This is a genomic window from Leclercia sp. UBA5958, assembly GCF_002430365.1.
GTDB lineage: Bacteria > Pseudomonadota > Gammaproteobacteria > Enterobacterales > Enterobacteriaceae > Enterobacter > Enterobacter pneumoniae.
The window spans coordinates 180,251-204,682 of record NZ_DJCE01000001.1 but is presented as its reverse complement, the minus strand read 5'-3'; the positions used below and the strand labels follow the sequence as shown (position 1 = coordinate 204,682).

Annotated in this window: 21 protein-coding genes and 1 other RNA gene; 9 read left to right on the top strand and 13 right to left on the bottom strand. The window is 54.9% G+C overall.

Going from position 1 to position 24,432, the window contains the following annotated elements; genetic code table 11:
• The first annotated feature begins 86 nt into the window (after positions 1 to 86).
• The 4 genes from B2Q93_RS01040 (at position 87) to lpp (ending at position 2,586) form a co-directional block, all read left to right on the top strand.
• Positions 87 to 254: a hypothetical protein gene (locus B2Q93_RS01040; protein WP_286931620.1), complete on the top strand. Its 168-nt coding sequence runs from the start codon at positions 87 to 89 to the stop codon at positions 252 to 254.
• Positions 255 to 414: 160 nt separating this feature from the next.
• Positions 415 to 609 carry a hypothetical protein gene (locus B2Q93_RS21305; RefSeq protein WP_419395493.1) on the top strand — a complete coding sequence of 65 codons (195 nt, stop codon included), beginning with the start codon at positions 415 to 417 and terminating at the stop codon, positions 607 to 609.
• Positions 610 to 616: 7 nt separating this feature from the next.
• On the top strand, positions 617 to 2,038 hold the full coding sequence (gene pykF, locus B2Q93_RS01035; RefSeq protein WP_040075967.1) for a pyruvate kinase PykF: 1,422 nt from the start codon (positions 617 to 619) through the stop codon (positions 2,036 to 2,038).
• Between the two features lie 311 nt (positions 2,039 to 2,349).
• Positions 2,350 to 2,586 (top strand): murein lipoprotein Lpp, encoded by a 237-nt coding sequence (gene lpp / locus B2Q93_RS01030; protein WP_001082307.1) that lies wholly within the window; start codon positions 2,350 to 2,352, stop codon positions 2,584 to 2,586.
• A 63-nt stretch (positions 2,587 to 2,649) separates the two neighbouring features.
• On the opposite strand, the gene ldtE is transcribed toward lpp, so the two are convergent.
• From ldtE to sufA, 7 genes are all read right to left on the bottom strand, one after another.
• Entirely contained in the window at positions 2,650 to 3,663 is a 1,014-nt protein-coding gene (gene ldtE, locus B2Q93_RS01025; protein WP_233802115.1) for a L,D-transpeptidase LdtE, read from the bottom strand.
• 96 nt (positions 3,664 to 3,759) lie between these two features.
• Positions 3,760 to 4,176, bottom strand: coding sequence for a cysteine desulfuration protein SufE (gene sufE / locus B2Q93_RS01020; RefSeq protein ID WP_046885933.1), 417 nt, complete (start codon positions 4,174 to 4,176; stop codon positions 3,760 to 3,762).
• A gap of 14 nt (positions 4,177 to 4,190) precedes the next feature.
• Complete coding sequence (gene sufS / locus B2Q93_RS01015; RefSeq protein ID WP_286808035.1) at positions 4,191 to 5,411, bottom strand: cysteine desulfurase SufS; 1,221 nt, start codon at positions 5,409 to 5,411, stop codon at positions 4,191 to 4,193.
• A complete protein-coding gene (gene sufD / locus B2Q93_RS01010; protein WP_233802119.1) occupies positions 5,408 to 6,682 on the bottom strand; it encodes a Fe-S cluster assembly protein SufD in 1,275 nt (424 codons plus the stop codon). The genes sufS and sufD overlap by 4 nt, the downstream gene beginning before the upstream one ends.
• Positions 6,657 to 7,403, bottom strand: coding sequence for a Fe-S cluster assembly ATPase SufC (gene sufC / locus B2Q93_RS01005; RefSeq protein WP_046885930.1), 747 nt, complete (start codon positions 7,401 to 7,403; stop codon positions 6,657 to 6,659). The genes sufD and sufC overlap by 26 nt, the downstream gene beginning before the upstream one ends.
• A gap of 16 nt (positions 7,404 to 7,419) precedes the next feature.
• Entirely contained in the window at positions 7,420 to 8,907 is a 1,488-nt protein-coding gene (gene sufB / locus B2Q93_RS01000; protein ID WP_286781070.1) for a Fe-S cluster assembly protein SufB, read from the bottom strand.
• Between the two features lie 8 nt (positions 8,908 to 8,915).
• On the bottom strand, positions 8,916 to 9,284 hold the full coding sequence (sufA, locus tag B2Q93_RS00995) for a Fe-S cluster assembly scaffold SufA (protein ID WP_040075975.1): 369 nt from the start codon (positions 9,282 to 9,284) through the stop codon (positions 8,916 to 8,918).
• A 437-nt stretch (positions 9,285 to 9,721) separates the two neighbouring features.
• Between sufA and B2Q93_RS00990 the strand changes: the two genes are divergently transcribed.
• On the top strand, positions 9,722 to 9,877 hold the full coding sequence (locus B2Q93_RS00990) for a hypothetical protein (RefSeq protein ID WP_207293600.1): 156 nt from the start codon (positions 9,722 to 9,724) through the stop codon (positions 9,875 to 9,877).
• A 223-nt stretch (positions 9,878 to 10,100) separates the two neighbouring features.
• Here the strand turns inward: B2Q93_RS00990 and B2Q93_RS00985 are convergent, their stop codons facing one another.
• The 3 genes from B2Q93_RS00985 to ydiJ form a co-directional block, all read right to left on the bottom strand.
• The gene (locus tag B2Q93_RS00985) at positions 10,101 to 10,295 is read right to left on the bottom strand and encodes a YdiH family protein (protein ID WP_040075977.1); all 195 of its coding nucleotides are present in this window, start codon (positions 10,293 to 10,295) and stop codon (positions 10,101 to 10,103) included.
• Between the two features lie 87 nt (positions 10,296 to 10,382).
• Positions 10,383 to 10,793: a 1,4-dihydroxy-2-naphthoyl-CoA hydrolase gene (gene menI / locus B2Q93_RS00980; RefSeq protein WP_286781069.1), complete on the bottom strand. Its 411-nt coding sequence runs from the start codon at positions 10,791 to 10,793 to the stop codon at positions 10,383 to 10,385.
• On the bottom strand, positions 10,790 to 13,846 hold the full coding sequence (gene ydiJ / locus B2Q93_RS00975; RefSeq protein WP_286781068.1) for a D-2-hydroxyglutarate dehydrogenase YdiJ: 3,057 nt from the start codon (positions 13,844 to 13,846) through the stop codon (positions 10,790 to 10,792). Before ydiJ ends, menI begins: the two co-directional genes overlap by 4 nt.
• A 312-nt stretch (positions 13,847 to 14,158) precedes the next feature.
• Between ydiJ and ydiK the strand changes: the two genes are divergently transcribed.
• Both ydiK and rprA read left to right on the top strand, forming a co-directional pair.
• Positions 14,159 to 15,271 (top strand): AI-2E family transporter YdiK, encoded by a 1,113-nt coding sequence (gene ydiK / locus B2Q93_RS00970; RefSeq protein ID WP_046885926.1) that lies wholly within the window; start codon positions 14,159 to 14,161, stop codon positions 15,269 to 15,271.
• A 187-nt stretch (positions 15,272 to 15,458) separates the two neighbouring features.
• Positions 15,459 to 15,566, top strand: an RNA gene (gene rprA / locus B2Q93_RS00965) — antisense sRNA RprA.
• A 4-nt stretch (positions 15,567 to 15,570) separates the two neighbouring features.
• On the opposite strand, the gene B2Q93_RS00960 is transcribed toward rprA, so the two are convergent.
• The 3 genes from B2Q93_RS00960 to ppsA form a co-directional block, all read right to left on the bottom strand.
• Positions 15,571 to 17,946, bottom strand: coding sequence for a glycoside hydrolase family 3 N-terminal domain-containing protein (locus tag B2Q93_RS00960; protein ID WP_286781067.1), 2,376 nt, complete (start codon positions 17,944 to 17,946; stop codon positions 15,571 to 15,573).
• 3 nt (positions 17,947 to 17,949) lie between these two features.
• Positions 17,950 to 19,350: an MFS transporter gene (locus B2Q93_RS00955; RefSeq protein WP_286931619.1), complete on the bottom strand. Its 1,401-nt coding sequence runs from the start codon at positions 19,348 to 19,350 to the stop codon at positions 17,950 to 17,952.
• A gap of 255 nt (positions 19,351 to 19,605) precedes the next feature.
• Positions 19,606 to 21,984, bottom strand: coding sequence for a phosphoenolpyruvate synthase (gene ppsA / locus B2Q93_RS00950; protein WP_286931618.1), 2,379 nt, complete (start codon positions 21,982 to 21,984; stop codon positions 19,606 to 19,608).
• Between the two features lie 337 nt (positions 21,985 to 22,321).
• On the opposite strand from ppsA, the gene ppsR reads away from it, so the two are divergent.
• Both ppsR and aroH read left to right on the top strand, forming a co-directional pair.
• Complete coding sequence (ppsR, locus tag B2Q93_RS00945) at positions 22,322 to 23,155, top strand: posphoenolpyruvate synthetase regulatory kinase/phosphorylase PpsR (protein ID WP_286931617.1); 834 nt, start codon at positions 22,322 to 22,324, stop codon at positions 23,153 to 23,155.
• Between the two features lie 152 nt (positions 23,156 to 23,307).
• A complete protein-coding gene (gene aroH / locus B2Q93_RS00940; protein ID WP_040078513.1) occupies positions 23,308 to 24,354 on the top strand; it encodes a 3-deoxy-7-phosphoheptulonate synthase AroH in 1,047 nt (348 codons plus the stop codon).
• Positions 24,355 to 24,432: the final 78 nt, after the last annotated feature.

The following is a 24,432-nucleotide window of genomic DNA, read 5'->3' as shown; positions in this document are numbered from 1 at the left end:
TTAGCGGTTTAGCAGTATGGATGTCCAAATGATAGTAATCAGCCGTGATTATCTTTGAAATGACCAAAAAGGAATTTCATATAATTTTGAGTTATAAACGGCAGTTTGACTGGGGAGAGCGGGATAGCTGCATTATGGAAAAGGTCAGCTATTTTCCGCAAATGCACCTCTGGTTCGCCTTTTACCTGGATTCACGGGCCAGAAAGGGCGGCGTATCGCTGGAAAAGCAGCAAATCTGGCAAATTTGCGGTTAGGTTTTTCGTTGCCGCAACATCCGCCTGGGCAAGCTTAACGCGTTGATAACAATCCTTTGTGAATCTGCACATATAATTTTTGAAACGCTGTTTTCATTTTCCTTTTGCGCATACTTAGGCGTATAATGCGCGCCTAATCCCTGATGAATGGTTTCAGCGCTTGGAATACAAAAAACAACGCATACAACTTTCCCTCTCCTCCTGGGCTGAAACACAGGCACACTTTCTTCTGCACGCTCAATTGATGTCACCTATCCTTACTGCGTGCCATAAAATCATTCGCAACACAGGTTTGACTCTGAGGCCCAGCGCCCCCGGAGCGAGATTTCCATATCCTTCTCAACTTAAAGACTAAGACTGTCATGAAAAAGACGAAAATTGTTTGCACCATCGGCCCGAAAACCGAATCTGAAGAGATGCTGACCAAAATGCTGGACGCCGGCATGAACGTTATGCGTCTGAACTTCTCTCACGGTGACTATGCTGAACACGGCCAGCGCATTCAGAACTTGCGCAACGTGATGAGCAAGACCGGTAAAAAAGCAGCAATCCTGCTGGATACCAAAGGTCCAGAAATTCGTACCATCAAACTGGAAGGCGGCAATGACGTTTCGCTGAAAGCGGGCCAGACCTTCACGTTCACTACAGACAAGTCCGTGGTCGGCAACAGCGAAATCGTTGCTGTGACTTACGAAGGCTTCACCAGCGATCTCTCCGTGGGCAACACCGTGCTGGTGGATGACGGTCTGATCGGCATGGAAGTGACCGCTATCGAAGGTAAGAACGTTGTTTGTAAAGTGCTGAACAACGGCGACCTGGGTGAGAACAAAGGCGTGAACCTGCCGGGTGTCTCCATCGCGCTGCCTGCCCTGGCAGAAAAAGATAAGCAAGACCTGATCTTCGGTTGTGAGCAAGGCGTTGACTTCGTGGCGGCCTCTTTCATCCGTAAACGTTCTGACGTCGTTGAAATCCGTGAGCACCTGAAAGCGCACGGTGGCGAAAATATCCAGATCATCTCCAAAATTGAAAACCAGGAAGGTCTGAACAACTTCGATGAGATCCTCGAAGCGTCTGACGGCATCATGGTTGCTCGTGGCGACCTTGGCGTTGAGATTCCGGTTGAAGAAGTGATCTTCGCGCAGAAGATGATGATCGAAAAGTGTGTGCGTGCACGTAAAGTGGTTATCACCGCAACGCAGATGCTGGACTCCATGATCAAAAACCCACGCCCAACCCGCGCTGAAGCAGGCGACGTGGCTAACGCCATCCTCGACGGTACCGATGCCGTTATGCTCTCTGGCGAATCCGCAAAAGGTAAATACCCGCTGGAAGCAGTCTCCATCATGGCGACCATCTGTGAGCGTACCGACCGCGTGATGAAGAGCCGTCTGGACAACAACAACGACAGCCGTAAGCTGCGCATCACCGAAGCCGTCTGCCGCGGTGCGGTAGAGACCGCTGAGAAACTGGAAGCGCCGCTGATCGTTGTGGCAACCCAGGGCGGCAAATCTGCGAAAGCTGTACGTAAATACTTCCCGAACGCCACCATCCTGGCACTGACCACCAACGAAACCACAGCACGTCAGCTGGTGCTGAGCAAAGGCGTGGTTCCGCATCTGGTGAAAGAGATTGCTTCTACCGATGATTTCTATCGTCTGGGTAAAGAAGTGGCTCTGCAGCTGGTTGAGTGCGGTCTGGCACAGAAAGGCGACGTTGTGGTGATGGTTTCTGGCGCGCTGGTACCATCAGGCACCACCAATACCGCATCTGTTCACGTTCTGTAATAATTACTGTCCGAATTAATTAGTTTAAAAAGCGCTCTTCGGAGCGCTTTTTTTATTTGTGCCATCGACCATAGTCATTAAAAAATCAAATCGGGTTTTTCTATTTAATACGCACTTTTACTAAGATGAATCCGATTAAAATATTTTGTTTTAACAGCATTTTTTGGCTGATATAGCCGATTTCGATGCTTCTTTGAGCGAACGATCAAAAATAGGCGGATTCCCAACAAAAAAATATTCTCAACCTAAAAAACTTTGTGTAATACTTGTAACGCTACATGGAGATTAACTCAATCTAGAGGGTATTAATAATGAATCGTACTAAACTGGTACTGGGCGCGGTAATCCTGGGTTCTACTCTGCTGGCAGGTTGCTCCAGCAACGCTAAAATCGATCAGCTGTCTTCTGACGTTCAGACTCTGAACGCTAAAGTTGACCAGCTGAGCAACGACGTGAACGCAATGCGTTCCGACGTTCAGGCTGCTAAAGACGACGCAGCACGCGCTAACCAGCGTCTGGACAACCAGGCTACTAAATACCGTAAGTAATAGTACCTGTTAATAAAATGGCGCACATTGTGCGCCATTTTTTTTGCCTGCGATTCCCCTTCCCTACTGCGTAACCTGCTCGCGCGTCTCCTCAACAGAGGTCATCGGCGTGCGCTGATTCTGCACCGACTGCACAGTGTGATTCGCTGAAGGCGTGGCCCCTACCGAAACGGCGACCGGAATGCCTGCCCTGCGTGACATTGCTTTATCCACCAGCGCTTTATCGCTACCGCTCTCAGCAACAAAGGACGCAAAACCAGCAGGCTGCGGAATAGGCAGGATCTGTGGATTATCCCCTTCAATAGCCGCCAGAGGGCGGTGCACCTCAACATAGCGTCTGCCGTCCGGCTCGACGGCGAATTTCACCGGCTCATTGATGATCTGCACCCGGGTACCGACCCGAACCTGCGAGAAGAGCGCTTTAATATCCGGCGCATTCATACGCATACAGCCAGAACTCACGCGCAGGCCTACGCTGTCGGGTGCGCTGGTGCCGTGAATCAGGTATTCGCCGTTACCCACCCCCAGACGCAATGCGAAGCGCCCCAGTGGATTATTTGGCCCTGCCGGGACCACGGGCGGCAGTTTTATCCCCTGCGCCAGTGAGCGCGCCCGGATGCCGGCTGGTGGCGTCCAGGTGGGATTGGGGATCTTCTGGCTGATGCGGGTCGTGGTGACCGGCGTCTCCAGCCCCAACTGGCCTATCCCCAGAGGATAAACCTGCACGCTATTCTCCCCGGGGGGGAAATAATAGAGCCGCAGTTCGGCAAGATTAACCACAATTCCTTCGCGCGGCGTATCGGGCAGTAACATTTGCGATGGAATAGTAATCACCGTACCCGGAGCCGGATAAACCGGGGCAATGGTGTTATTGGTTTCGAGAATTAAGTGCGCAGCAGTATTAAACCGGCGGGCGATTGCCTGCAGATTTTTATCGCCTTCCTGAATAGTGTAAGTCTGATTCTGGCCTATTAGGCGACTGCCCGCAGGCGGCAATGGATAATCTACCGCTCTGGCGCTATTTACCGCGCCGAGCGACCCAAGAAGTAAAAGTGTAATCAGAGACGCGCGCTTCATGCTGATATTCCTTATTCACTGACAGGACGTCAGAAAGCTGAAAACCAGCGAGGCGGGAACCGCCTCGCGAAACAGAATGAATGCTGTCTGGTAAGTTTAGCTAATGTTGGCGGCTTTGGTGCGGATTGCGCGGATCATCGCTTCCAGCCCCTGAGAACGGGACGGCGTTAAGTGTTGTGTCAGCGCCATCTGTTCAAACCACGGGCGCACATCGAAAGCCAGAATGTCCTGCGGAGACATCTGATGATAGAGAATAAACACCACGGCGATCAGCCCCTTCACAATGGCCGCATCGCTATCGCCCTGCAGTTCTATCACCCCCGCCTCGTTCTGATGCATCAGGATCCAGACCTGGCTCTGACATCCCTGAATAATATTGTCCGGGTTATGGGCTTCCGGACTAAGCTCAGGCAGTCGCTGCCCAAGCTCAATGATGTACAGGTACTTCTCTTCCCAGTTTGCGCAACGTGTAAAGTTACGCAGTAATTTATCTCTGTCTGGCAACGCGGCCATCTCTTGCCTCCCTGTTAACCTAACAGCTGGTGGATGCGTTTGAGTCCCGCCACCAGCCTGTCGATCTCTTCTGTGGTGTTATACATGACCAGCGACGCGCGGCACATGGCCGGAACCTGATAAAAGGCCATCAGCGGCATTGCACAGTGGTGCCCGGTGCGCACCGCAACGCCGTAATTGTCGAGGAAGCTCCCCACATCATAGGCGTGATGTTTACCCAGGTTAAAGGCAATGACCCCTTTACGATCTGCCGGTCCATAGAGAATCAGATCCGGCACCTCGGCCAGGGCGTGCAAGGCGTAATCCATCAGCTTCTGCTCGTACGCGGCAATCTTCTCCAGACCAATGGCTGAGACATACTCTATAGCAGCCCCAAGACCAATAATGCCGCCGGTGTTTGGCGTACCCGCTTCAAAGCGCCAGGGCGCTTTAGCGTAGGTCGTCCCCTCGGTGAGGCTGACGGTGGCGATCATCGACCCGCCCCCTTCCCACGGCGGCATAGCCTGCAGGATATCCTCCTTCACGTAGAGCACGCCGATCCCGGTCGGTCCGTAGAGTTTATGTCCGGAAAACACATAAAAATCGCAGTCCAGCGCCTGGACATCGGTACCCTGGTGCATCACCGCCTGGGCACCGTCCACCAGCACCTTCGCCCCCACCTGATGCGCTTTCGCTACAATCTCCGCCAACGGGTTTTCGGTCCCCAGAACGTTAGAGATGTGCGTCACCGCCACCAGTCGGGTACGTTCATCAAGCAGCGCATCCAGCTGCGCCAGCTGCAGCGTACCGTCCTGGTTCAGCGGGATCACCCGCAGTTGGGCCCCCACGCGCTCACAGAGCATCTGCCACGGCACGATGTTGGCATGATGTTCCATCTGAGTGATGACAATATTATCCCCGGCATGAACCGAGGCGCTGCCCCAGCTGTTAGCGACCAGGTTGATCCCTTCGGTGGTGCCGCGCACGAAGACCAGCTCTTCCGGCGAACGGGCGTTTAAAAACGCCGCCGCCTGGTTGCGCACATTTTCCATGCGCTGAGTCGCTTCTGCACTGAGGGTATGGATACCCCGGTGCACCGCCGCATAGCCGTGTCGGTAAAACTCCGCTTCGGCATCGATCACCTGCGCCGGCTTCTGGGCGCTGGCGGCGCTGTCGAGATAGGCGAGCGGCAGACCATTCACTTCACGGGTCAGGACCGGAAAATCCGCCCGCACTTTCTCCACCGGAAAATTCATGCCTTACCTCCAGGCAAGCGCTGACCGATGCGGGCCAGGACCTGCTGTTTTACCCCTTCGTCACCAATAGCTTCTGTCAGCTCAGCGGCAAAGGCGTAGATAATCATCTTTTCGGCAGCCTGCTGGTCAATACCGCGCGAACGGAGATAGAACATCTGCTCATCGTCGATACGGCCCACGGTTGCCCCGTGGCTGCACTTCACATCATCCGCATAGATTTCCAGCTGCGGCTTGGTATCCACCTCAGCCAGGCGCCCCATCAGCAGATTGTTGTTGGTCATCTGCCCGTCGGTCTTGATGGCATGCTGGGCCACCTTGATTAGCCCATTAAACACCGCGCGACCTTTATCGCTGACGATGGTTTTGTGCAGTTGACGGCTGTTGCAGAACCCTTTGTTGTGTTCGAGCCAGGTGCGGGTGTCGCACACTTCGGATTTCACCGGCATCGCCAGGCTGTTAATGCGCAGCGTGGTATTTTCGCCGTTAAGTTGGGTACTGGTATTGTGGCGTAACACCGCGCCGCCCAGCAGGAAGCTGTGGCTGTGGGCCGCCGCGTCTGCAGCCAGCAAGATGTCGTTGTGGCCGAAGTGATGACAAAGCGCATTTTCAAACGCCAGCTTCAGATGGTGCAACTGTGCATTTGCCGCCACGTTCATGGTCATTCGTGAACCGGTAAAATGGCGAACATCATTCAGGCTGACATAGTGTTCGATGACCGTCGCTTCGGCGCCCTGCTCCAGCTCCAGATGGTGGCGGTAGTGGGCGGTGTTCACCTCCTCTTGCCCCGCAAGCCCCTGGGTAATGTGCAGCAACAGCAAAGGCCGGGCGGGACGCTGATTGCGCTTCACGCGAATGTGCGTGACCGATTGCGCCAGGCTTTCGGTAAGATGCAGGAAGAGTTCAGGCTGGACCGGCGCGGGCAAGGATTGACGCGCGTCGTTGATCTCAATGTCAAAACCGCTCCCTTCGCTGCTGTCGCTCAGGCCTGGAATAAACTGACCGTCGACAAAGACCAGCCGTACGGCATCCACCGCTATGCTCAGCGCATCTCGCTGCGCTGCGCTCACCTCGGCCAGACGGGTGACAAACTGGCTATTCAGCAACCCGTCCAGGGGGGTGTACTTCCAGTTTTCATGTTTCCGCCCAGGCAATCCCAGACGCAGCATCTGCTGCAGATGCTGTTGGGCCTGTTCAGAGCGCGGTTGACCTTGCGCCTCAAACAGGCGATGCCACTGCTGTAGCGCGTTACTGCTGTTCGGTAAGCCAGCCATAGCCCTGCTCCTCCAGCTGTTTAACCAGGGTGAAATCACCCGATTTCACAATGCGCCCTTGATAAAGTACGTGTACAAAGTCTGGCTTGATGTAGTCGAGAATACGCTGGTAGTGGGTGACGATGATAAATGAGCGGTTGCCATCGCGCAGGGCATTCACCCCGTCGGCAACGATTTTCAGCGCATCAATATCCAGACCGGAGTCGGTCTCATCCAGAATACACAGCTCAGGCTCCAGTACCGCCATCTGCAAAATGTCGTTACGCTTCTTCTCGCCGCCGGAAAAGCCGACGTTTACCGAACGTGTAAGCAGATCTTCCGGCATTTTTAGCAGCTGAATCTTCTCTTCCATTAAGTCCTGGAAGTCGAAGCGGTCCAGCGCTTCCTGATCACGGTACTTACGCACGGCGTTTAACGCGGTTTGCAGGAAGAACTGATTACTGACGCCCGGGATCTCGACCGGATACTGGAAGGCCATAAAGATCCCTTCACCGGCGCGCTCTTCCGGCGACAGTTCCAGCAGATCTTTGTCCTTGAACGCCACCGAGCCGCCCACCACGTCGTAATCTTCACGCCCGGCCAGGGTTGCAGAGAGCGTACTTTTCCCGGAACCGTTCGGCCCCATAATGGCATGCACCTCGCCCGGGCGAACCTCCAGGCTCAGCCCACGCAGGATCGCTTTATCTTCCACACTGACCTGTAAATCTTTAATGCTTAACATGTGCTTTCCTTAATGCTTAACCGACGCTGTGTTCAAGGCTAATCGCCAGCAGTTTCTGTGCTTCAACGGCAAACTCCAGCGGCAATTCAGAGAATACGTCCTTACAGAAGCCGTTAACAATCATGGAGATGGCATCCTCTTCGCTGATGCCGCGCTGCAGGCAGTAGAAGAGCTGATCCTCACCAATCCGCGAGGTGGTGGCTTCATGCTCCAGCTGTGCGCTGTTGTTCCGGCACTCCACGTAGGGGAAGGTGTGCGCCCCACAGTCTGGCCCGATCAGCATCGAATCACACTGGGTGAAGTTTCGGGCGTTGGTGGCCGTTGGCATGATTTTTACCAGCCCCCGATAGCTGTTCTGGCTCTGTCCGGCAGAGATCCCCTTCGAGATAATGGTTGATTTGGTGTTTTTGCCGATATGGATCATCTTGGTGCCGGTATCGGCCTGCTGATGACCGCTGGTCAGCGCCACGGAGTAAAACTCACCGATGGAGTTATCGCCGCGCAGAATGCAGCTTGGGTATTTCCAGGTGATGGCGGAGCCGGTTTCCGACTGGGTCCAGGACATCTTGCTGTTTTCACCTTCGCACAGGGCTCGCTTGGTGACGAAGTTCAGGATGCCGCCGGTGTTGTTATCCCCCGGGAACCAGTTTTGTACCGTGGAGTACTTCACTTCCGCATCTTTGTGAATAATCACTTCCACCACGGCCGCATGCAGCTGATAGCTGTCTCGTACCGGCGCAGAACAGCCCTCGATGTAACTGACGTAACTGCCCTCATCGGCAACCAGGATGGTGCGTTCAAACTGACCTGTTTTTTCCGCATTGATACGGAAATAGGTCGACAGCTCCATCGGGCAGCGCACCCCTTTTGGCACGTAGATGAAGGTGCCGTCCGAGGCCACGGCCGCATTCAGCGCTGCAAAGAAGTTGTCGTTGCTGGGCACCACGGTGCCAATATATTTCTGCACCAGCTCCGGATGATCGTGTATCGCCTCACCAAAGGAGCAGAAGATAATCCCCTGTTCCGCCAGTTTTTCACGATAGGTCGTCGCCACGGAGACGGAGTCAAAGATGGCGTCTACGGCCACTTCTCGCCCTTCACGCACCGGCACCCCGAGCTGCTCAAAGGCCTCTTCCACCTCTTTGCTCAGGAAGGTGTTGGTGCCGGTCTGCTGTACGGCCCCCGGCTCCGAGGCGCAGGTATCGTCGCAGTTACCGCAGGAAGGGGCGGAGTAGTAGCTGTAATCTTGATAGTTCAGCTTATCGTAGTGCGCCTTCAGCCAGTGCGGCTCGTCCATTTCCAGCCAGGCTTTGTAAGCGCTCAGACGGAATTCAAGCATCCACTCAGGCTCATTACGGCGTGCTGAGATAGCGCGCACCACCTCTTCGCTGATCCCTTTTGCCAGCTCGTCGGTTTGTAATTGGGTGAAAAAGCCCTCTTTATAATTGAGTTGGCCACCGGACCAGGTTTTGACATCGTCAGTTGCTTCAGTATTACGAGACATAGTACCGCCTATACCCCAAAGCTTTCGCCGCACCCACATTCGTTCTGGGCTTTCGGGTTGTTGAATTTGAATAACTGGTTTAAACCTTCGCGCACGTAATCCACTTCGGTACCGTCAATAAACGGCATCGCCTGTAACGGTACATACAGTTTTGCACCGTCATGCTCGAAAATAAGGTCGTCTTTTTGCGGTTCGCTGACGGTATCCAGCACATAGCCGAAACCGGCGCAGCCGGTCGTCTTGACGCTTAAGCGCACGCCCAGCATGCCGGGCTGTTTCTCCACCAGCTCATGAATGTGCTTCGCTGCCGCAGGGGTAAGCGACAGTCCGCGCCATGTGAAATCCGCTGGGTTGAACGTTTCTGAATGCAATTCCATAGGTCCACCTCATTTGTTGCGCCATCAGGGCATAACACCATGTTAGTGATAACGATTATCACTTCAACCCCCTGACAGCAGGGACTTTCTGCTTAATCGCCCTTTTTGGCTACTTTCATTAAGCATAGACCCTGCCTGAGTTGTTATCAGGCAAGGATTTTTTTAATCAATTTATTGATTAATAATGGATTTAGACGCGCTAATCGATGAGACGGGTAGAAATGGAAAAGTTGTATAGGGAATGCCTATTTATGAGATAGTTTTTTGAGCAGGCTTTGTTGATGAAGAGCGCGGCCGGCAACCCGACTCTTCCGGAACAGTTATAGAAGGGAAACCAGGTGTGAAGCGAGACCCTACCTGTATTGGCGGTTCGCAAAGTCTGGCGTTAGGGGGTAGACCCGGTTACGTTATCTGCCTCTCAAAGATCAGGTGCCACTATGAATACATTTTCGATTATTGCCATCCCGTTTTTCGTGGTGGCTATAGTAATGCTGACGCTCGCGGGCACTCGCAAAAACCGGGCGTTTCTCATCGTGGGTGGAGTCTTTATGGCTTCGAGCATAGTGAACGCGGCGATCGGCCTGTCATTGTAATTCAGCCAAAAGAAAACCCTTAAGACTACCCGAGGGTAATCTTAAGGGTTCCTTGCTCCATCCGGCGCTTATCTCCGGCACTCTGTGGCTTAGCTCTTGAAGGAGCATCAGAATAGTCTCATGAATAGCGGGCGGTGATTTGACATAAATTGCGGCGCCGCTCTGCAAAGCGCACAGAAAGCATAAAGGCCGCAATCGCGGCCTTTATTACAGAGTGCAGAAATTAATGGACGTGAACACCCAACCGCCAGGCAAAGTAGATCTCTTCTTTGAGTTCGCTTGAAGAGAGCGTGAGCAGATCCGTAAATTCCAGTTCAAGCTGTTTCAGCTTTTTCAAATACTGAGCCGGAGAAAGGTTGCTCGTATCGCGGCGTAAATATTCAATGGCCAGTTGGGTTGGGTTCAAATCGGTATCCATAATGTCCTCGTTTATGTACAAAACGCGACCAGTATATCACACTTTACTGTTCGTTTTTTGACCATAAACAAGGCATCCCCGCCTTTTTTACACTACCGCGGTTGTGAGCCGCGAGGAGCAGCACAGCCGTTGCTGCTCATCGTAGATCTCAATCTGCCACACCTGATGGCGCCCCCCGGCGTGCAGCGCGCGGCAGACGCCGCGCACCCTACCACTCCGCACAGAACGAAGATGGTTGGCATTGACCTCGAGGCCGACCACCTTCTGTTCCCCCTCGGTGCAGAGATAACCGGCGACCGACCCCAGCGTTTCGGCGAGCACCACGAAGGCGCCGCCATGCAGCAGACCGAATGGCTGATGCGTCCGGCTATCGACGGGCATGGTGGCTTCCAGCTCATCATCACCGAGGCGGGTGAACTGTATATCCAGCAGGCCGACCATATTGTCCGCACCCATGGTGTTTAAGGCCTCAAGCGTAGTGGTACGTCTCCAGATCATCCCATAATCTCCAGTAATGCCTGCAGAGGGTGACGCACGCCGCTGCCCTCGATGCGCTTCACCTGGCTGCGGCACGAGTAGCCGGTAGCCAGACAGCGGTTTCGCGGCAGGCGCTGCATCGCCTGGCGCCAGGAGAGCTCATAAATACCCAGCGAGTTGGCATGGTTTTTCACCTCATGTCCGTAAGTTCCTGCCATACCGCAGCACCCTACGTTGACGTTTTCCAGCTTCGCGCCAAAACGGGCGAAGATAGATGCCCACTGTCCCGGCGCCCCGGGCAGCGCCGTTACTTCTGTACAGTGACCAAACAGATACCAGGACTCCCCGCTGGACTCCGGCACCGCACGGTTATTCAGCACGGCTGGCAGCCATTCATGCACCAGTTGAACGTGAAAATCTCCACGTTTGTCTCCCAGCGTCTGTTTGTACTCATCGCGATAACAGAGCACCAGCGCCGGGTCGACCCCCACCATCGGCATCCCCAACTGCGCCACGCGGTTGAGGAAATCAGAGGTCTTCTGCGCGGTTTTCGCAAAGCGGTTGAGGAACCCCTTAATATGCTGCGCCTTGCCGTTGGGCGAGAACGGCAGCACCACGGGTTGATAATCGAGGCGTTCCACCAGCCGGATGAAATCGGCCACAACCTGCGCGTCGTAATAGCTGGTAAAAGGATCCTGCACCACCAGCACGGTGCGGGCTTTCTGTTCGTCGCTCATGGCTTCGAGTTGTTCGAGCGTAGTGTTGGCGGAGCGGTGACCCACAAGCTGCTGCTGCAGCGACGGCACCGACAGCAGCGGCAGATCGATCATACCGATGTGCTTACCGGAAAGTTTGCGCACCATCGGCTGTTTAAGGAAGAAGTTGAAGGTCTTCGGCGCGCGGGCCATCAGGGGGGCGTAGCTCTCCACCGTCGCCACCAGGTGATCGCGCACCGGGCGCAGATAGCGGGTGTGATAAAGCTGCAGGAAGCGTGACCGGAACTCCGGCACATCGATCTTGATTGGGCACTGCGTAGAGCACGCTTTACAGGCCAGACAGCCCGACATCGCCTCTTTTACTTCATGCGAGAAGTCATACTCCCCTTTGCGGGCATGCCAGCTATTGCGCGTGCGCTCGATAAGTGAACGCAGGCTAGCGCGTTTCCCGGGCAGCTCTTTTTCCAGCACCAGCGGATCCACACCCCGATCGGCCAACAGACGCAGCCATTCACGCACCAGGGTGGCGCGCCCTTTTGGCGAGTGAATGCGGTTGCTGGTGATCTTCATTGACGGGCACATCGGACTTTTTGCGTCGAAGTTAAAGCACAGCCCGTTACCGTTACACTCCATCGCGCCGCGCCAGGAGGCGCGCACCGCGATAGGGATCTGACGATCAAAGGTGCCGCGTTTGACGGCATCGACCTTCATCATGGGGGCATCGATGCCCTCTGGCGGGCAGATCTTTCCCGGATTCAGGCGGTTATCCGGATCGAACGCCGCTTTCACCTTGCGCAACTCGCCGTAGAGCGCCTCTCCGAAGAACGCCGGGCTGTACTCCGCGCGGAAGCCTTTACCGTGTTCACCCCAGAGTAGCCCGCCGTATTTGGCCGTTAACGCCACCACGTCATCAGAGAGCTGTTTCATCAGCATCTCTTGCTGCGGGTCGCACATATCCAGCGCAGGACGCACATGCAGCACACCCGCATCCACGTGACCAAACATGCCGTAGCTCAGGCCGTGGCTGTCGAGCAACGCCCGGAACTCCACAATATAGTCGGCCAGATGTTCGGGAGGCACGCAGGTATCTTCGGCAAAGGGAATGGGCTTGGCCGCGCCTTTGGCATTACCCAGCAGTCCCACCGCTTTTTTACGCATAGCGTAGATACGTTCTATACCCGCCAACTCACTGCACAGTTGCCAGCCAATCACGCCGCCTTCGCCCGCGGCGATCAGCTCATCGAGGCGCTGGCAGAGCGTGTTAACCTGGTGGTCGATCAACTCGCCATTATCCCCGGCAAATTCGACGATATTCAGACCGAGCATCTCTTTGTCGGGAACGTCGGTAATAAGTTCGCTTACCGAGTGCCAGACGATATCTTCCCGCGCCAGGTTCAGCACTTTGGAATCAACCGTCTCTACCGACAGCGCCCGCGCATCGACCATAAAGGGGGCATTACGCAGCGCGGAGTCGAAGGAGTTGTATTTCACATTCACCAGACGGCGCACTTTTGGCAGCGGCGTAATGTCCAGCCGCGCTTCGGTAATAAACGCCAGCGTTCCTTCGGAGCCTGCGAGAATACGGGTTAAATCGAACTCGCTCAGATCGTCATTGAAAACGTGGCGCAGATCGTACCCCGTCAGGAAGCGGTTCAGTTTCGGGAATTTATCAATAATCAGCTGGCGGTTATCCCGGCAACGCTCCAGCACGGTACGATAAATTCGCCCCGTGGCGGTGCTATCGTTGCCCAGCGTCTCGGCCAGCGCAACCGGCATGGGCCGGGTATCAAGGATGTCACCGCCCAGCAATACGGCACGGACGCCGAGGACGTGGTCGGATGTTTTGCCATACACCAGCGAGCCCTGGCCGGACGCATCGGTGTTGATCATCCCCCCGATGGTGGCGCGGTTACTGGTAGAGAGTTCCGGCGCAAAAAAGTAGCCGTATGGCTTGAGGTACTGATTAAGCTGGTCTTTGATCACCCCCGCTTCTACGCGCACCCATCCCTCTTCAGGATTGATTTCGATGATGCGGTTCATATAGCGGGACATATCGATGATGATGCCCTGGTTAAGCGCCTGACCATTGGTGCCGGTGCCGCCGCCTCGCGGGGTAAAAATCAGTGACGTAAAACGTTCCTGCGAGGCAAGACGGGCAATCAGCGCCACGTCAGCGGTAGAACGGGGAAATACGACGGCATCGGGAAGTAGCTGGTAGATACTGTTGTCGGTGGCCATGGTCAGCCTGTCGGCGTAGCCCGTGGCGGTATCGCCGGTAAAACCCTGTTGCTCCAGTGCTTGCAAAAAATTGAGCACCAGCTGAACGACGCCGGGTGCCTGAGAAATCTGTGGGATCATTACTGTCGACCCTAATAAGAGTTGTGGATCCCCTTACTCATTCGCGCTACAGAAAGGCGGCATGTGAACAGATCCCCGGGCGCACAGCACACCGGGTGAATACACGCAGCCCACGCATCTGCAGCTTGAACCAGGAGGGGGATAATCGTTTGCGTTGTGTCCGGAAAGTTTTATCACATTTTTTTCTTATACGCTCAGTAGAATTACAGGCAGAATCCGCCTGTTAAAAACCGGGGAAATCACTGATGATTAGAGTGACGCGGTTTCCCTTCCTGCCAGCCCGGCGGGTGTACATTAAGGAAAATTTCATTTATGACCTCTCTTCGTCAGCCCAGGGATGTTGCGCAGATACTGCTGTCGGTGCTGTTTTTGGCCATCATGATCATTGCGTGTCTGTGGATTGTTCAACCCTTTATTCTCGGCTTTGCCTGGGCGGGTACGGTGGTGATTGCCACCTGGCCGCTTTTTATCCGTCTTCAGCGCCTGCTGTTTGGCCGTCGTTCACTGGCGGTGCTGGTGATGACGCTTCTCTTGGTGCTGCTGTTTGTGATTCCTGTCGCCCTGCTGGTGAACAGCCTTGTAGATGGCAGCGGCCCGATTATCAAAGCACTGACCAGCGGCGATCTCACGTTACCGGATCTGGCCTGGCTGAACAGTATTCCGCTGGTGGGCGATAAGTTGTACGCCGGCTGGCACAACCTGCTGGATATGGGCGGCAGCGCAATTATGGCGAAGGTACGCCCGTACGTGGGCGCCACCACGGCCTGGTTTGTCGGCCAGGCGGCGCATATTGGTCGCTTTATCGTGCACTGCGCCCTGATGCTGCTGTTTAGCGCTCTGCTCTACTGGCGGGGCGAGCAAGTGGCGCTGGGTGTACGTCACTTCGCCACGCGCCTCGCCTCTGCGCGTGGCGATGCCGCGATGGTGCTGGCTGCGCAGGCGGTCCGCGCCGTGGCGCTGGGTGTTGTGGTGACCGCGCTGGTGCAGTCGGTGCTGGGTGGCATTGGTCTGGCGATTGCCGGTGTGCCCTACGCAACCCTCTTCACCGTCGTAATGCTGTTCTCCTGTCTGGTGCAGTTGGGACCGCTGACGGTATTGGTACCATCGATTATCTGGCTTTACTGGAGTGGCGATACCACCTGGGGCACCGTGTTGCTGGTCTGGAGCTGCGTTGTGGGCACGATGGATAACGTCATTCGCCCAATACTTATCCGGATGGGCGCGGATTTGCCGCTCATTCTGATTCTGTCCGGCGTCATCGGCGGGCTGATCGCCTTCGGCATGATAGGCTTGTTTATCGGCCCGGTCCTGTTGGCCGTCTCCTGGCGTCTTTTCTCAGCGTGGGTGAATGAAGTGCCCTTCCCCGTCAAGGATCCGCACCTGGTACCCGAAGAGATTAGCGACGCTGAACAACGGCATAAGTGAAACCACGGTTCTGGTGGGTTCGCCCACCAGAATGTTAAGCGTTGCTAATATTTATTGAGTGTATTTATCCCCTCTGACCTACTAAGTGCTCGCAATTGCCTCATAAACCTCGAAAAATCTTCAACGCTTTTAAACTATTGAGAGGAATCCGATCGACGCAAAAAGCGCGCAAGCCTACTATTAGGTCACGGTTATGAATCAACGCGTTGATTTATAAGCATGGAAATCCCCTGAGTGAAACAACGAATTGCTGTGTGTAGTCTTTGCCCATCTCCCACGATGGGCTTTTTTTTATCCTGCTATCCGCGATTGACCTCGCACCGCCCCACCATTCGCCATTGGGCAGGCAGAATCCGAGTCTCACCCGTTACGTTGACCGTGACAACATCACGAATATCCGCCGACGACGCCCCGAGCTGGAGTTCAAACTCGCCGGGCTCGACGATGCGCTTGCCGTCGCGGCGCGTAAAGTTGAACATATCGACAGGCAGCGTGAAGGTGAGCGTCGCCGATTCGCCTGGCGCAAGCGTGACCCGTTGAAACGCTTTCAACTCCTGTAAGGGCCTTACCTGCGTCGCCACTTTATCGCGTACGTACAGCTGGACGACTTCACTGCCGCTACGCTCGCCTACGTTCTTCAGGGTAATACTCACCGCAACGTCACCGGTTATCGCAACCTGACTTTCAGCGAGTTGCGCCGCGCTCCAGTCAAATTGCGTCCATCCCAGACCAAAGCCGAAGGGATAGCGCGCGCCAAAATGGAAAGCAAACGGCGTGCCGCCGCTTTTCAGCTTGTGGTTGTAGTAATACGGTATCGCCCCTGCGCTTTTCGGTACGCTGACCACCAGCCGGCCTTCAGGCTCAGCGCGCCCTGTCAGCACGTCCGCGATGGCCCAGCCCCCTTCCTGACCCGGAGCCCAGGCCAGCATCAGGGCGGCCACCTTCTCCTCCAGCCCCTGCAGGTTGTAAGGTCGGCCGCCGGTCATCACCACAATTACCGGTTTGCCGGTGGCAACCAGCGCTTCCAGCAGTTGCTGTTGTACACCCGGTAAATTCAGGCTATCGGTATCGGACCCTTCGCCAACGGTGCCACTCTGGAATAAGCCCGCCAGATCCCCGACGCATGCCACCACGACCTCGCTATCCTGCGCGGCGCGCACCGCCTGCGCTATCAGACCGGTATCGTGCGAGACCGGTGATTGCTGCATTGGCTTGCCGCTGCTCTCCCCCGGGAAGACCGGCGCCCCCGCCATCCGGTGCTCAATGATATGGCAACCTTTGGCATAGCGGACATTGCCCTCTCCGAGGTAGTGTTTCAGGGCCGCCAGCGGTGTAGTGACCTGAACAGTTTCCTCCACCATATCGCTAATAATCAGATGCACCGGGAAGCTATAGCCACTCAGCAGCGCAAGGGGATCATCGGCGGTAGGCCCGACGACGGCCACCTGCGGTGTCGAGGACAGAGGTAAGATCCCGTTATTCACCAGCAGGGTCATGGAGCGCGTGGCCACTTCGCGTGCCACCTGCCGGGTCTCTTCGTTCTGCAGGTCGATACCGCTCTCATCCACGTAAGGCTGTTCAAATAAGCCAAGACGGAATTTTTCCGTGAGCACGCGCGCGACGATTTCATCAATCTTCGCCATCGTTATCAGCCCGCGCGCGACCGCATCTGCGAGATGGCGGGCGCAATCATCCTTCGGTAGCTCGACGTCCAGCCCGGCATTAAACGCCAGCGCTGCTGACTCCGCAGCGTCATGAGAGATACCGTGATGCTGATGCAGCAAACTCACGCCGCCGTAATCGGCGACAATGAGCCCGTCAAACCCCCACTGTTCGCGTAAGACCGTGGTCAGCAGGAAGCTATCGCTATGCCCCGGCTGATTATCGATATCGTGGTAGGCCGGCATCACCGAGCCGGCGTTGGCCAGCTTAACCGCCATCTCGAACGGCAGCAGGAAGGTATCGTTCAGTTCGCTAAAGCCGAGATGTACCGGAGCATGGTTACGCGCCCCTTCGCTGAAGGAGTGGCCCACATAGTGTTTTAGCGTGGCCAGCAGATCACGCTCTTTTCCCTGCAGCCCTTTGACATACGCCGTCGCCATCACCCCCACCAGCCAGGGATCTTCCCCAAAGGTCTCTTCAGTGCGGCCCCAGCGTACATCACGGGAGACGTCCAGCACCGGCGCCAGTCCCTGCTGGCAGCCCACAGATCGCGCCTCCTTGCCAATCTGCTCTGCGGCACGCTGAACCAGTGCCGGATCCCAGGTCGATCCATAATTCAGTGAAGAGGGAAAAAGGGTGGCGTCTTTACATAACAGGCCGACCAGGCACTCTTCATGGAACAGCGCAGGAATACCCAGCCGGGTTTCCTCCATCATCATTCGTTGCAGTCGGTTTGCGGCACGAACGCCGGTTTTTGCCTCCACAATATGGGTTCCCAGCGGACGGGTGATCTGTCCCACGCCTAACTTGAGGCGTTCGTTGAGGGATGCCTGCTCAGTGACGCCCGCAAATTCATCGCTGAGATCGCTGCGCTCACGGTGGTGGCCGTGTTCATCGAGGATCAACCAGTAGGCGTGCATCTGGGCAAATTTCTCCTCCGGAGTCATGCGCGCCAGTAAATCAGCAACGCGTTCCTGAACGGGACGGCCCGCATCCTTGTAGATAGCAGTCATAGTTTACTCCTGTGTGGCAGATTGAATGGCAGGGCTAAGCGGTCTTGCAGCGGTCAGTGCGTCGCGCTTGCTGGCGAGCTCACGGGCGATGGAATCCACCACCCGGCTGTTAAGCTTGTAGAGGGCAAGCAGTACCACCATGCCCAGAAATAGCGCGCAAGGAATGAGGGTAAAGAGCGCATTAATCGTGGTAAGCACGTGCGGCGTCTGGGTCGCCTGTCCTGGGGCATAATTCACCATACCCAGCACCCAGCCCACAACGGCACCGCCCAGCGCCAGGCCGAACTTAATGGCAAACAGCGCGGTTGAAAAAACCAGCCCATCAAGACGACGACCGCTGCGATGTTCTTCGTAGTCGACCACGTCAGAGAACATCGTCCACTGTAATGGTGTCGTCAGGTTTTGAATAAAGCTAAAAATGATATTCAGGCCAAAGATAAGCCAGATCTGTGATGGGGGAATAAAGAAGATCAGCGCACCAAATATCACGAAAGAGATTATTGTCCACTGATAAGCACGTACGCGGTCGAATTTACCTAACAGACGTTCGGACAATAACGCCCCGCTCAGGGCTGCGACCATTCCGGCCACGATAAACGCAAAGACCAGATACGGGCGCAGCAGGACATAATTAACGTAATACATTGTCGCCGAGCCACGCGTCACCACTGCGGTTAACAGTAAAATATTAAACAGGAAAACAATTCGCCACTGGCTGTTGCCGGCCAGCAGTTTTAAATCAGACAACATAGAGCCCGAAGTATCATTTCGTGGGGAATAACGTTCGCGGGTCATGAAGAAGCAGCAGAAAAATAAAATGATACCCAGTAACCCCATCAGGCTCATGGCGTAGAAATAACCTTTCTGCACGTTTCCATTACCGAGGAGCGAAACCAGCGGCAGGGCAATCACCGTGACAATCAACCCGCCGATGAACGACAGTCCAAAGCGCCAGGATTGTAACGAGTGACGTTCACGCGGATCCAGCGTCAGAGCACCGGGCATGGCGCAATACGGGACGTTGATAGCAGAGTAGATCAGGCTCAGGAGGGTATAGGTGAGGCAGGCATAGACTATTTTCGCCGTCGCCCCCACGTCCGGTACGTAGAAGGTGATGAGACAGCTTACGCCAAACGGAATGGCGAACCACAGTAGCCAGGGACGAAATCGACCATGGCGGGTTTGCGTCCGGTCGACCAGGGCACCGATGCAGGGATCGACAAAGGCATCCACGACGCGAACCACTAAAAACATGGTTCCCATAATCGCTGCAGGCAAACCGAAAACATCCGTATAGAAATAAGCAAGAAATAACGTTGCTGTTTGCCAGACCAGCGCACTGGCCATATCGCCAAAACCGTAACCTATTTTATCTTTCGTAGTTAAAACAGAGGAGAGTGTCATTTTATTGGCCTTATTATCAGGTTAAAACGTGTTTCAACCAGGATGCGCAGATTTCAGGGCAATGCGCAGTTAAGGCCAAAGTATTAGCAACACCTGCCAGGCTAACAATTGTCGAAATTAACAGACAAATTATGATATTTAGTTTTTTGCATTATTTGTGATGCGCAGCAAATAAGAGAAAATAAAAAGGGCGAGGAGTATTCTCCTCGCCCTGTTCACTCTTTCCCGGCCTTATAAAAAAACCGGATTCAGGTTTTACTTATTCAGCTCAGCCAGGCTCAGCCAGGTCTGCACCACGGTATCCGGGTTCAGGGAGAGGCTATCAATGCCCTCCTCCATCAGCCACGCCGCAAAGTCTTCATGGTCGGACGGGCCCTGTCCGCAAATCCCGACATATTTGCCCTGCTTCTTCGCCGCGCGGATAGACATAGAAAGCAGCGCTTTCACCGCTTCGTTACGCTCATCAAACAGCTCAGAGACCACGCCGGAGTCGCGATCCAGACCCAGCGTCAGCTGCGTCATGTCGTTCGAGCCGATAGAGAAGCCATCAAAGTGCTCAAGGAACTGTTCTGCCAACAGTGCGTTGGACGGAATTTCGCACATCATGATGATCTTCAGCCCGTTCTCACCGCGCTTCAGCCCCTGACGCGCCAGCTCGTCTACCACCGCTTTCGCCTGGTCTACGGTACGCACAAACGGGATCATGATTTCAACGTTGGTCAGCCCCATGTCGTTGCGCACGCGTTTCACCGCCTCGCACTCCAGCGCGAAGCAGTCGCGGAAGCTGTCGGAGACGTAGCGACCCGCACCACGGAAGCCCAGCATCGGGTTCTCTTCTTCCGGCTCGTAACGCTCACCGCCGACCAGATTGGCGTACTCATTCGATTTAAAGTCCGACAGACGTACGATCACGCGTTTCGGGTAGAATGCCGCGCCCAGGGTGGCAATTCCTTCGGACAGACGGCCCACGTAGAACTCTTTCGGTGAGTCGTAGCCTTTCATTATTTCACGGATTTCGTTCTGCAGCGTCGCCGGCTGGTCATCAAACTCCAGTAGCGCACGCGGGTGAACGCCAATCATGCGGTTGATGATAAATTCCAGGCGCGCCAGACCCACGCCTTCGTTCGGCAGACAGGCAAAGTCAAAGGCGCGATCCGGGTTACCGACGTTCATCATGATCTTCAGCGGCAGATCCGGCATGGTATCCACGCTGGAGCTTTTCACGCTGAAGTCCAGAATATCGGCGTAGACATAACCGGTATCACCCTCGGCACAGGAGACGGTCACCTTCTCATCATCCCTCATGCGCTCCGTCGCATCCCCACAGCCAACAACGGCAGGGATCCCCAGCTCACGGGCGATGATCGCCGCGTGACAGGTACGGCCGCCACGGTTGGTGACGATGGCCGCGGCCTTCTTCATGATCGGTTCCCAGTCCGGGTCGGTCATGTCGGTGACCAGCACATCGCCGGGCTGAATGCGGTTCATCTCGCTGATATCGTGGATCACTTTTACCGGGCCGGCGCCGATACGATGGCCGATAGCACGGCCTTCGGCGACAATTTTGCCCTGCGCATGCAGCGTGTAACGCTCCATCACCTGCCCGCGTGAGCGCACGGTTTCCGGACGCGCCTGGACGATAAACAGCTTGCCGGTGTTGCCATCTTTGGCCCACTCAATATCCATCGGACGGCCATAATGTTTCTCGATCTGTACCGCCTGTTTCGCCAGCTCCTGCACTTCGGCATCGGTCAGAGAGAAGCGGTCGCGTTGTTCCTGCGGTACATCTTCAATCGTCACCTGTTTACCGTGCTCCTGGTTCGGGGCATAGATCATACGGATTTTTTTCGAGCCCATGGTACGACGCACAATCGACGGGCGCCCGGCGGCCAGCGTCGGTTTATGCACGTAGAATTCATCCGGGTTCACCGCCCCCTGGACCACCATTTCGCCCAGCCCCCAGGCTGAGGTAATAAAGACCACCTGATCGAAACCGGATTCGGTATCGATAGAGAACATCACACCCGATGAGGCGAGATCGGAGCGCACCATGCGTTGAACGCCCGCCGACAGCGCCACGCCGCGATGGTCGTAGCCCTGGTGTACGCGATAAGAGATGGCGCGGTCGTTAAAGAGGGAGGCAAAGACGTGTTTCACTGCCACCAGCACGGCATCATAGCCCTGCACGTTGAGGAAGGTCTCCTGCTGCCCGGCAAAGGAGGCATCGGGCATATCTTCTGCGGTGGCGGATGAGCGCACGGCAAAAGAGGCTTGCGCATCATCAGCCGAGAGCTGGTTGTACGCATCGTGGATGGCTTTTTCCAGTTCCGGCTGGAAAGGTGTGTCGATAATCCACTGGCGGATTTGTGCCCCGGCTTTTGCAAGCGCAGAGACATCATCAATATCCGTGTTGTCCAGCAGGTCGTAAATGCGCTGGTTTACGCCGCTCTGGTCTAAAAACAGATTAAACGCATCGGCGGTGGTAGCAAATCCATTCGGTACGGAGACACCCATACCTGACAGATTTGTAATCATTTCACCCAGGGAGGCATTTTTGCCTCCAACTCTGTCTACATCATTCATGCCGAGTTGGTTATACCAAAGCACCAGCGGTGACGAGCCATTGTTGGACATCGAAACAATCCTTTTATGATATATGAACGGGTTAAGAAACACCTTACTGCGGTATTTATACTGGCATATTTATCCGCGCTAAAAAAACGGTGAATCGTGTAAGCAGATTTATTTTTTCGCTTTTCGGACTGTTCCCGCTCAATTGCTAACCTAATGATTAATATGGATTCCCACAAAAATAATCGGTATACAACGCTGTTTATAAAAATGAAATCCACTTTTCATTAAAAATAAAAACACCATTTCATTTTTAATTATGCCCGCTGTTTGACTGTTGTGATTTACTTTTTTAATTTATGCTTTCAGTCAATTACGTTTGATATTCAGGATACGCAAAATGGATAATGCTGTGGATCGCCAGGTTTTTTATATTTCCGATGGGACGGCAATTACCGCCGAAGTGCTGGGCCACGCGGTAATGTCACAGTTCCCGGTCGCCATTAACAGCATCACGCTCCCTTTTGTGGAAAACGAAAGCCGCGCCAGGGCGGTGAAGGATCAGATCGACGCTATTTTTCAGCAAACCGGCGTACGTCCGCTGGTGTTTTACTCTATTGTGCTTCCTGAAATCCGGGCCATCATTTTGCAGAGCGAAGGATTCTGCCAGGATATTGTTCAGGCGCTGGTTGCTCCGTTGCAGAATGAGTTGCAACTGGATCCGACCCCTATCGCCCACCGTACGCACGGCCTGAACCCGGCCAATATCATCAAATACGATGCCCGTATTGCCGCCATTGATTACACCCTGGCGCACGACGATGGCATTTCAATGCGTAACCTTGATCAGGCGCAGGTGATCCTGCTGGGCGTTTCGCGCTGCGGTAAAACCCCCACCAGCCTCTATCTGGCGATGCAGTTTGGTATCCGCGCCGCCAACTACCCCTTTATTGCCGACGACATGGACAATCTTGTCCTGCCTGCGGCCCTTAAACCGCTGCAACACAAACTTTTTGGCCTGACGATCAACCCGGAACGGCTGGCCGCTATCCGCGAAGAGCGCCGCGAAAATAGCCGTTACGCCTCTATGCGTCAGTGCCGAATGGAAGTCTCTGAAGTGGAAGCTTTATACCGAAAAAACCAGATCCCCTGGCTAAACAGCACTAACTATTCGGTGGAAGAGATTGCCACCAAAATCCTCGACATAATGGGTCTGAGTCGCCGCACGTACTAACATGCTAGTACATGAATTCATAAAAGCGTATACTGCTGCGCAACGGCAGGGCGGATAACGCCCTGCACTTGAAATCAGCGGGGATTGGTTTAAGGTGATGCCCATCACTTCCCGGTAGTTTGCCGATGAAGCACAAAATTCTGAGATATTCCATGAATAAAACCGATGAACTCCGCACGGCGCGCATTGACACTCTCGTCACGCCAGCCGAACTGGCCGAGCGCTATCCTCTCTCTGCCGCCGTGGCAGAAAACGTGACAACGTCACGAAAACGTATCGAAAAAATCCTTAATGGCGACGACCCTCGCCTGCTGGTAATTGTTGGCCCTTGTTCCATCCACGATCTTGATGCCGCTATCGACTATGCCCAACGGCTGAAAGTGCTGCGTGACAAACATCAGGCCCGGCTTGAGATCGTCATGCGCACCTACTTCGAAAAACCACGCACAGTGGTGGGCTGGAAGGGGCTGATTTCCGATCCCGATCTGAATGGTAGCTACCGCGTTAATCAGGGTATTCAACTGGCGCGTAAACTGCTGCTGCAGGTGAACGAGCTTGGCATGCCGACGGCCACCGAATTTCTCGATATGGTGACCGGACAGTTTATCGCCGACCTCATTAGCTGGGGCGCAATCGGCGCCCGTACGACGGAAAGCCAGATCCACCGTGAAATGGCCTCAGCGCTCTCATGCCCTGTGGGCTTTAAAAATGGCACCGACGGCAATACCCGTATCGCCGTAGACGCGATTCGCGCGGCGCGGGCTAGCCATATGTTCCTCTCGCCGGATAAAAACGGTCAGATGACGATCTACCAGACCAGCGGCAACCCGTACGGTCATATCATCATGCGCGGCGGCAAAAAGCCGAATTATCATGCCCAGGATATTCATGAGGCGTGTGAAACGCTGCGTGAATTTGACCTGCCGGAGCAGCTGGTTGTCGACTTCAGCCACGGTAATTGCCAGAAACAACACCGTCGCCAGCTGGAGGTTTGCGATGACGTTTGCCAGCAGATCCGCAGCGGCTCCACCGCCATCGCCGGCATTATGGCTGAAAGCTTTATCAAGGAAGGGACGCAAAAAGTGGTGGTCGGTCAGCCGATTGCTTACGGCCAGTCCATTACCGATCCGTGCCTCAGTTGGGAAGATACTGAGCTGCTGATTGAAAAGCTCGCTGCCGCGGTTGATACCCGGTTTTAAACTAATACCCGGCCTTTGCGCCGGGTCTCTGTGCGCTTAATCTCCTCATTTTCTTCACATTTGTCGGTAATCCGATCC